Below are 1,586 nucleotides of genomic sequence, written 5' to 3' on the forward strand. Positions count from 1 at the left end.
CTGTGATCTAATAGATATTATTCACCTACAGTAAATTGTTATGGCCAACTACAAGCCTGACTTATCCTGCCAAAGTAAATTCATTCCCATCAATTTTTCAGAGCAAATTTTGCCTGGCACATTCGAGTATGCCCTTTGTTATATTATCGAAAACAAACTCGATTTATCGGGGTTTGATGCCTGGTATCACAATGATAAAACGGGGGCGGCAGCGTATTCACCAGCAGTGATGCTCAAAATTATTTTACTCGGGTATGCGCATGGTTTAATTAGCAGTCGACGCATTGCTAAGGCGTGTGAAAACAATATTTTGTTCATGAGCGTGTCGGGTGATGTACAGCCACATTACACATCGATAGCGGGTTTTGTGGCTAAAATGCATGAACAAATAGAACCCTTATTTACTCAAGTGCTGCTGATTTGTGATGAAGAAGGGCTCATTGGCCGCAACATGTTTGCCATCGATGGTTGTAAGTTACAGTCAAATGCGAGCAAAGAATGGAGTGGTACATTTGATGAACTTGGCCGTAAAAAAGCAAAACTAGAACGGGCAAGCAAACGCATTATTGAGCGTCATCAAGCCCAAGATGGGTTGAGTGAAGAACTCGTCACACAAGACTTAAACCAAAAAAGAAAGTTAGATAAAAGTGCGGATAAAATCACGGCATTCCTCGCATCACACCAAGAAAAAATAGGCAGCCAAGGTAAGCCTGTGAAAAGCAATATCACCGACCCTGACAGTGCAAAGATGACCACATCCAAGGGCACCATTCAAGGCTACAATGGTATTGCGATAAACGATGATAAACATCAAATTATCTTACAAGCACAAACGTGGGGTTCGGTCGGTGAGCAGCAAACACTCCAGCCAGCAGTCACGCAATTAAAACAACAACTCGATAAGCTCAATCCTGTTAACCCCTCAAGCGAGCACACCATAAAATTCACCGCAGACAGTGGCTTTAACAGTGAAGCTAATCTGGCATTTATGGCACAAAGTGGCTTTGATACCTACATCGCAGACAATCAATTTAGAAAACGAAACCCGTTGTTTCAAGAAAGTGAAACTTACGAAACCGAGCAAGAAAAACGCAGATTAAAACGACGTAATGGCAAGCCTCGATTGTTTACTTCAGATGATTTTCATTATGACGAAGCAACGCAAACTTGCCGATGTCCCGCAGGCAATGAAATGTGGCGAAGCGGTATTAATGTCAAAAGTTATCACCAAGAATACACTCGATTTTGCGGTTATTTAAAAGATTGTAAAACTTGTCCGTTGCAACAGCAATGCATGCGAAAACCGCCGATAAAAACGGGTCGGCAAGTGCAGTTTAAAAATGATGCCTCACGGAAAAAACTGAGTTACACCGACAAAATGAAAGTGAAAATAGACAGCCCAATGGGGCGGCGGCAATATAGCAAACGACTGGGCTGTATCGAACCGGTATTTGGCAATATTACGGTCAACAAAGGGATGAATAAATTGACCTTACGTGGCCAAGCCAAAGTGAATGCCCAGTGGCAACTGTACTGTCTTGTTCATAACATAGAAAAGTTGCAACAAGCGATGCACTAAGAAGGGG

1 protein-coding gene is annotated in these 1,586 nt (G+C 42.4%); it reads left to right on the forward strand.

Annotated elements, in window-relative coordinates; translation table 11 throughout:
* Window positions 1–40 precede the first annotated feature (40 nt).
* Window positions 41–1,579, forward strand: a complete 1,539-nt coding sequence (locus tag H5185_RS22065) for a transposase (RefSeq protein WP_182743296.1) — start codon at window positions 41–43, stop codon at window positions 1,577–1,579.
* Window positions 1,580–1,586: the final 7 nt, after the last annotated feature.

Source organism: Shewanella sp. SG44-6 (assembly GCF_014164185.1).
Lineage (GTDB): Bacteria > Pseudomonadota > Gammaproteobacteria > Enterobacterales > Shewanellaceae > Shewanella > Shewanella vesiculosa.

Bases quoted from the DNA above. Each gene is read 5' to 3' on its own strand.
- H5185_RS22065 (WP_182743296.1), top strand. From the start codon at position 41: ATGGCCAACTACAAGCCTGACTTATCCTGCCAAAGTAAATTCATTCCC.